General features: G+C 72.2%; 8 protein-coding genes. 5 read left to right on the top strand and 3 right to left on the bottom strand.

Translation table 11 applies throughout. The annotated features are described in order from the left end of the window. A partial coding sequence (locus DEIPI_RS42180; RefSeq protein ID WP_425387833.1) for a LiaI-LiaF-like domain-containing protein occupies positions 1–174 on the bottom strand: 174 nt, incomplete at its 3' end. Between the two features lie 101 nt (positions 175–275). Between DEIPI_RS42180 and DEIPI_RS0104050 the strand changes: the two genes are divergently transcribed. Genes DEIPI_RS0104050 through DEIPI_RS28360 form a run of 3 tightly spaced genes read left to right on the top strand, consistent with a single transcriptional unit; the run spans position 276 to position 2,455 of the window. Then, on the top strand, positions 276–1,181 hold the full coding sequence (locus DEIPI_RS0104050) for an MBL fold metallo-hydrolase (RefSeq protein WP_027480937.1): 906 nt from the start codon (positions 276–278) through the stop codon (positions 1,179–1,181). A gap of 45 nt (positions 1,182–1,226) precedes the next feature. Continuing rightward, positions 1,227–1,892 carry a Dps family protein gene (locus DEIPI_RS0104045; RefSeq protein WP_027480936.1) on the top strand — a complete coding sequence of 222 codons (666 nt, stop codon included), beginning with the start codon at positions 1,227–1,229 and terminating at the stop codon, positions 1,890–1,892. 5 nt (positions 1,893–1,897) lie between these two features. After that, a complete protein-coding gene (locus tag DEIPI_RS28360) occupies positions 1,898–2,455 on the top strand; it encodes a DUF4385 domain-containing protein (protein ID WP_245588507.1) in 558 nt (185 codons plus the stop codon). 70 nt (positions 2,456–2,525) lie between these two features. Here the strand turns inward: DEIPI_RS28360 and DEIPI_RS0104035 are convergent, their stop codons facing one another. After that, a complete protein-coding gene (locus DEIPI_RS0104035) occupies positions 2,526–3,050 on the bottom strand; it encodes a GNAT family N-acetyltransferase (RefSeq protein WP_027480935.1) in 525 nt (174 codons plus the stop codon). 95 nt (positions 3,051–3,145) lie between these two features. Between DEIPI_RS0104035 and DEIPI_RS0104030 the strand changes: the two genes are divergently transcribed. Next, a complete protein-coding gene (locus DEIPI_RS0104030) occupies positions 3,146–3,829 on the top strand; it encodes a metallophosphoesterase family protein (protein ID WP_425387832.1) in 684 nt (227 codons plus the stop codon). Between the two features lie 9 nt (positions 3,830–3,838). Here the strand turns inward: DEIPI_RS0104030 and DEIPI_RS28355 are convergent, their stop codons facing one another. Then, complete coding sequence (locus tag DEIPI_RS28355) at positions 3,839–4,891, bottom strand: GNAT family N-acetyltransferase (protein WP_052351606.1); 1,053 nt, start codon at positions 4,889–4,891, stop codon at positions 3,839–3,841. Between the two features lie 107 nt (positions 4,892–4,998). Here DEIPI_RS28355 and DEIPI_RS0104020 point away from each other — a divergent pair, with 107 nt between their 5' ends. Then, positions 4,999–5,928, top strand: coding sequence for an NAD(P)/FAD-dependent oxidoreductase (locus tag DEIPI_RS0104020; protein ID WP_027480933.1), 930 nt, complete (start codon positions 4,999–5,001; stop codon positions 5,926–5,928). Positions 5,929–6,007 lie beyond the last annotated feature (79 nt).

Here is a 6,007-nt window from a genome sequence, read left to right as displayed (position 1 = left end):
CCAGCGGCGCCCGCGCCCCAGCAGGGACAGGCCGATCGCGACGAGCACGAGGGGCCACGCGCGCGCCGCGCCCGCCCACACGGCGTCCAGGGGAAGGCCGGGGCCGTACTCGCCCAGCAGGAACAGCGCGCCGAGCGCGATCAGGATGGAGGCCAGCAGCACGTTGCTTCTCATGGGTCCAGCCTAGGCGGGCGCGGCGCGGGTGTCGTCGTCCGAAAGTGGTGCCCGGCCCGCCGAACGGCCTACCCGCCGGGCGGTGTGGAAGGATGGGACGCATGGCGAACGATCTCGTGACGCTCGGGCCCGGCGTGCACTCCTTCCCTGGCGCGGTGAACCAGCTCGTCGTGGAGGACGGGCGGGGCGGCGCGCTTCTCGTGGACAGCGGTCTCGACGAGTCCCACGCGAGGAAGCTCCTGCGGGCGGTGGAGGCGCGCGGCCTCACCCTCAGCGCGCTGCTGTGCACGCACAGCCACGCGGACCACTACGGGGGCAACGCCTTCCTGGAGAAGCGCCTTCCGGAACTCAAGGTCTTCGCGCCGCCCCTGGAGGAGGCGATCCTGCGCTACCCCGTGCTGGAGCCGCTGTACCTGTTCGGCGCGCGCCCGCCGCGCGAGCTGCGCGGCAAGTTCCTGATGGGGCCCGCGTCGAACGCGCGGCTCGCGCCCGAGCCGGGCCTCGCGCGCTTCGGGAGCGTCACGGTGGAACTGATCGAGGTGGCGGGGCACGCCAGCATGATGTTCGCCGTCCGCGTCGGGGACGTGCTGTTCGCGTCGGACGCGCTGTTCGGGCCGGACTCGCTGGAGAAGCACCCGCTGACCTTCTGCGTGGACAGCGCCCTCATGAAGGAGAGCGCCGCGCGGCTCGGGGCGCTCTCCGGCGTGCGGGTGGTGCTGCCCGGCCACGGCGAGCCCACGGAGGACCTCGCGGGACTCGTCGCGGCGAACCTCGCGGCGATGGAGCGCGTCACGGACGCGGTGCGGGAGGCGTGCCGGGAGCCCGCCAGCGTCGACGAACTCCTGCGGCGCGTGTGCGGCGCGCTGGGCGTGACCATGACGAACGCGGCGTCGGTGGTGCTCAACCGCAGCGTCGTGAGCGCGCACCTCGTGGAGCTGCTGGAGGTGGGCGCCGTGGAGATGGTGGTGCGGGACAACCGGCTGGAGTTCGGGGTGAAGGCGTCGTAACGCGCGCCTCACGCCGGGCGCGCGGCGCGGTGCGTAGCGTGGGGCATGACGAAGCGCACCGAGAGCGGCACGAAGGCGAACGGCAGGAGCGGCAGGGGCAAGGCCGGAGCGGCGGACGCGGGCGCCGCGCAGACGCAGGGCGCCTCGAGCGTCTCGAACGCCCAGGCCCACACGGACGCCGCGCACCGGAACCCGGAGCGTCCGCAGGACATGGAATTCAACCAGCTCGTCGACCACAACTACCTGGAGGAGCAGGAGTTCTCCACGGTCGCGGAGACGCTGCAGCGCAACCTCGCGACGAGCGTCAGCCTGTACCTGAAGTTCAAGAAGTTCCACTGGGACATCCGCGGACGCATGTTCCGCGACCTGCACCTCGCGTACGACGAGATGGCGGCCGAGGTGTTCGAGTCCATCGACGTGCTCGCCGAGCGGCTCGTGATGCTGGGCGGCAGCCCCGTCGCGGCGCCCACCGACATCGACCGCCTCTCCACGGTCCGCGTGCCCACCGAGACGATCCGCGACGCGCGCGAGCAGCTCGAACAGCTCGTGGAGGACCACACGAACCTCACGAGGAAGATGCGCGACGACTCCAAGGCCTGCGACGACGCGGACGATCCCGCCACGGCCGACATCTACAACGGGCTGCTGCACCGTCACGACGAGCACCGCTGGATGCTGCAGGCGATCCTCGACGACGGCCGCCTGAACTGACGACCGTGCCCCGCACGAAGCTCGAGTCCCGCTCGGTGAGGCTCACGACGCGCCACAAGGGCTTCGACTACTCCCTCGACTACAGGAATCTGGACCTGCGCGCCCGCCCGGACCTGTACCGGGTGGGCGTCGGGGAGCAGGGCGTGCTGGTCGTGGAGCCCTACCGCAGCGAGATCCTGCCGCACTGGCGCTTCGCGACGCCCGACGTGGCGCGGGGGAGCAGCGAACGCATCTTCGCGATGTTCCTCGACTACCTGCGCGCAGGGGACTTCGTGGGCGCCGACATGGCCCGCAAGTTCCTCCAGATGGGCTACACGCGCGCGCGGCGCTACAGCAACCACAAGGGGGGCCGCAAGTACGACCCCGCGACGGGCGAGGAGCTGCCGCGCGGCTTCGATCCCGTGAAGGCGGAGTCCGCCGCGATCTTCAAGGCCCGCTGGGACGAGGCGCGCGTGAACCCCGAGTACAGAAGGCTGATGGCGGAGCACAAGGCCCGGTACGAACAGGGACGCGAGGACGACCCACGCCCGGACGGCGCGGCCCCCCGCGCCGGCGAAGACTGAACACTCGTCGGCCACCCGAAGGCCCGAGCGGACACGACAACGCCCCTGGCCCGGACGCCCGGACCGCTCCCTAGTCTTCCTTCGTGGCCCAGCGCAGCAGCCGTCCGTCCTCGGGGTCGACGCGTTCGCCGACGAGTCGCAGGCCCGCCTTTTCGAGCACGCGAATGGACGCGGCGTTGTCGGGGAGGGTCTCGGCGGTGACGCGCCGCACGCCCGGCTGCGCGAGGCCCCACGTGACGAGCGCCCGCGCCATCTCGGTGGCGTACCCGCGTCCCCACCACGTGGGGCCGAGGCCGTAGCCGAACTCGGCGTCGCCGCGCGCGTCGGGGCGTCCCTTGAAGCCCATCTGCCCGACGGCGGTGGAGGTGGCGCGCTCCACGATGACGCCGCCCCACTCCTCGTGCCGGGGGTCGTAGTGTTCGGCCCAGGTCGGGAAGAACGGGAGGATCGCGCCGGGCCACTCGGGCGGGAAGCGGACGCGCAGGGGACCTTCGGGCGTGAGGACGTCGGCGTGGAAGTCGTCGCGCTCCAGGCGCTCCAGGATGACGTGCAGGGGCGTGGACAGCAGGATCAGGCGGTCGGTCCGGAGGTACATGGGGCGCTCCTTGAGGGGACGTGGGAAATCGTGCGCGCGCCCTTGCGCGGCGCGTCGGGCCTGCGGAATAGTGGGCGGTAGCCTTGAAGTCGATCGTGAAGCCGTCCCTCACCGAGACCGCCCCGGGCGGCGCCGTCTCCCCTGCCGGTGACGGCCGGGCGGAGGCGCGGCCCACGAAGCGTCTGCTGCTGCTGGCGGACTTCGTGCATCCCTTCGTGTACCGCGAGGGCTTCCCGCAGGGCGTGCCGGACGTGGACCTCGTGCTGGTCGCGGGGGACGTGCCGGGCTACTACCTGGAGTTCCTCGCGACGAAGATGGCGGTGCCGGTGGTGTACGTGCACGGCAACCACGCGAACGAGTTCGTGAACGAGGGCGACGGGCAGGTCCGCGAGCCGCGCGGCGTGATCAACGCGCACCGCCGCATCCTGGACGTGGCGGGACTGCGCGTGGCGGGCTGGGGCGGCGTGCCCCGCTACCGCGAGGGCGGCAGCGGGCAGTACGGGACGTATGAGGCGAATGTGGGTCTGGGCCTGCTGGGCTGGCGGCTGCGGGGCCGTCCGCTGGACGTGCTGCTGACGCACGCGCCGCCGGAGGGGCCGCACGCGGGGCAGGACTTCGCGCACCGGGGCTGCGCGGCCATCACGCGCTTCATCGCGCGGCACCACCCCCGGCTCGTGGTGCACGGGCACATCCACGAGTACGAGGGCAAGAAGATCGAGTACAGCGAGGACGGCACCCGCGTCGTGAACGCGTACGGGTACCGTGTGGTGGAGCTGTAACGGCAAGCGCTAGACGCGCGCCGCGAGGAACGCCTCGGCGCGCTCGACGGGCAGCTGCCAGATGACGTGCGTGTGCGACGGTCGGAAGCCCAGCTCGGTGTTGATGGAGAGCATCGCCTCGTTGACCTTCGCGTTGGTGGTCCGCACGACGCGCGCGTCACCGTTCGCGGCGAGCAGGCGGCGCAGGTTCTCCGCCTTGAGCCAGCGACCGAGGCCCAGCCCGCGCGTGTCGGTGCGGACGCCCGTGCCGCTCTGATGGACGATGGCGGCGCGGTCGGGGTGCCACCACAGCTCGCTGAAGCCGTCGAGACGGCCCGTGGGGCGGTGACGGACGACGCTGGTGAGGCGGCGGCGTCCGCTGGCGCGGAAGCTCTCGTCCCAGGCGCGCTGAAGCTCCACGGTGGGTTCCCAGTCGTCCGTCTGGAGGTCGCCGCGCGGGGCGGTGTTCATGACCTTCATCAGATCCACCCAGGCCTGCAGGTGCTCCTCGGGGTGGCCGTCGTCCCAGACGAGCAGTTCGTGGTCGGCGGCGCGCTCCCCGGCGCGGCGCGTCCAGTCCTCCAGCAGGGCGTGGTCGAGCGTGGCGAGGTCGAGCTCGTTGACGTGGTTCACGAGGCCCTCGGTCGCTCCGGCCGCGCGGAGCGTGTCGAACGAGGCGGGCACGAGGTCCGTGGCGTTCGTGAGGAGCAGCGTGCGGCCGTCCTCGCGGGCGGTCCGCGTCACGAGCCCGAGGAGCGTCCGTCCGATGCCACGACGTCTCCAGGCGGGCCGCACGACGATCTCGAAGTCCGCGACGTGGCGGTTCGTCTCGGCGCGCAGCCAGCTGACGTGCGCGGACGCCACGAGGCGGCCCGCGTCGTCGTGAACGTCCCAGGCGCGCAGTTCGATCACGTCGGGCAGCCCGCGCAGGTTCGCGGTGAGCGCGGCGAGGCTGTCGGGCGGGTCGTGCGGGTGCTGCTCGCGGCGCAGTTCCTCGAAGAGGTCGTACAGGTCGCGGAGCTGCTCGTCGGTGGCCGCGCGCACGTCGAAGGGCGTGAGCCGCAGGTCGGGTCCCAGGTTCATGAAGACAGTGTGCGCGCGCTCTTTGCATGGCGGCATGAGCCTTTTGGCGGGTACGGGCAGCGTCGTGGCTCATCTGTCCGTGGGGGCGCGGGTGCTGTACTCACGCCATGACGTGGGACTGCGTGATCGTCGGGGCGGGGCCGGCCGGGCTCTCGGCCGCCGTGTACATGGGGCGTTTCCGCCGGAAGGTGCTGCTGGTGGATTCGGGGCGGGGCCGCTGGTCGTACGGGCAGCGCAACGAGAACTACCTCGGCTTTCCACGCGGGGTGAGCGCGCGCCGTCTGCATCACCTCGGGGTGGCGCAGGCGGAACGCTTCGGGGTGGAGCTCTGCGCGGACGAGGTGGAACGCGTCACGCACGATGGGGAGCTCTACACGCTCACGGTGGCGCGCGGCGAGCCCCTGCGGGCCCGCACGGTGATCTGGGCGGCGGGCGTGCGTGACCTGTGGCCGGACTTCCCGGGCGCGCGGCGCCTCGTGGGGAAGCAGCTGTTCTGGTGCATCGTGTGCGACGGCTGGCGCACCCTGGACCGCCGGGTGGTGCTGCTCGGCAACGACGATCACGCGGCGGGCACGGTGCTGCAGTTCCTGACGTACACGCCGCACCTCACGATGGTCGTGGACCCCGACCACGACGAGCTCTCCGCGCGCGCCCTCCAGAAGCTCAGGCAGGACGGCGTGCGGCTCGTGCGGGGCCGGGTGCGCCGCGCGGTGGTGCGGGAGAACGAGCTGCGCGAGGTGCTCCTCGCGGACGGGGAGCGGCTGGAGGCGGACCTGCTGTTCAGCCTGTACGGCAGCCGCCCCAACACCGCCGCCATCGCGGAGCTCGGGGTGGACCTCGCCCGCAACGGGCACGTCCGCATCAACGAGAAGAACCAGACGAACCTGGAGACGTTCTTCGCGGCGGGCGACGTGACGAACAAACACGGGCATCAGGTGGCGAGCGCCGTGCACGAGGGCGCGCAGGCGGCGCAGGCGGCGAACCACGTGCTGTACCCGGAGCGGCAGCAGCTTCCGGCGCTGGCACGGGACGGTTAGGCCCCCACCGCGCTCCACACCGCTTCCGCCACCGCGTCCTGCACGGCCGCCGCGAGCAGCAGCGGATCGGCGGCGGGGG

The organism is Deinococcus pimensis DSM 21231 (assembly GCF_000519345.1).
GTDB classification, from domain to species: domain Bacteria; phylum Deinococcota; class Deinococci; order Deinococcales; family Deinococcaceae; genus Deinococcus_A; species Deinococcus_A pimensis.
The sequence above is the reverse complement of the archived record's forward strand: the minus strand, read 5'-3'. Positions and strand labels throughout refer to the sequence as shown.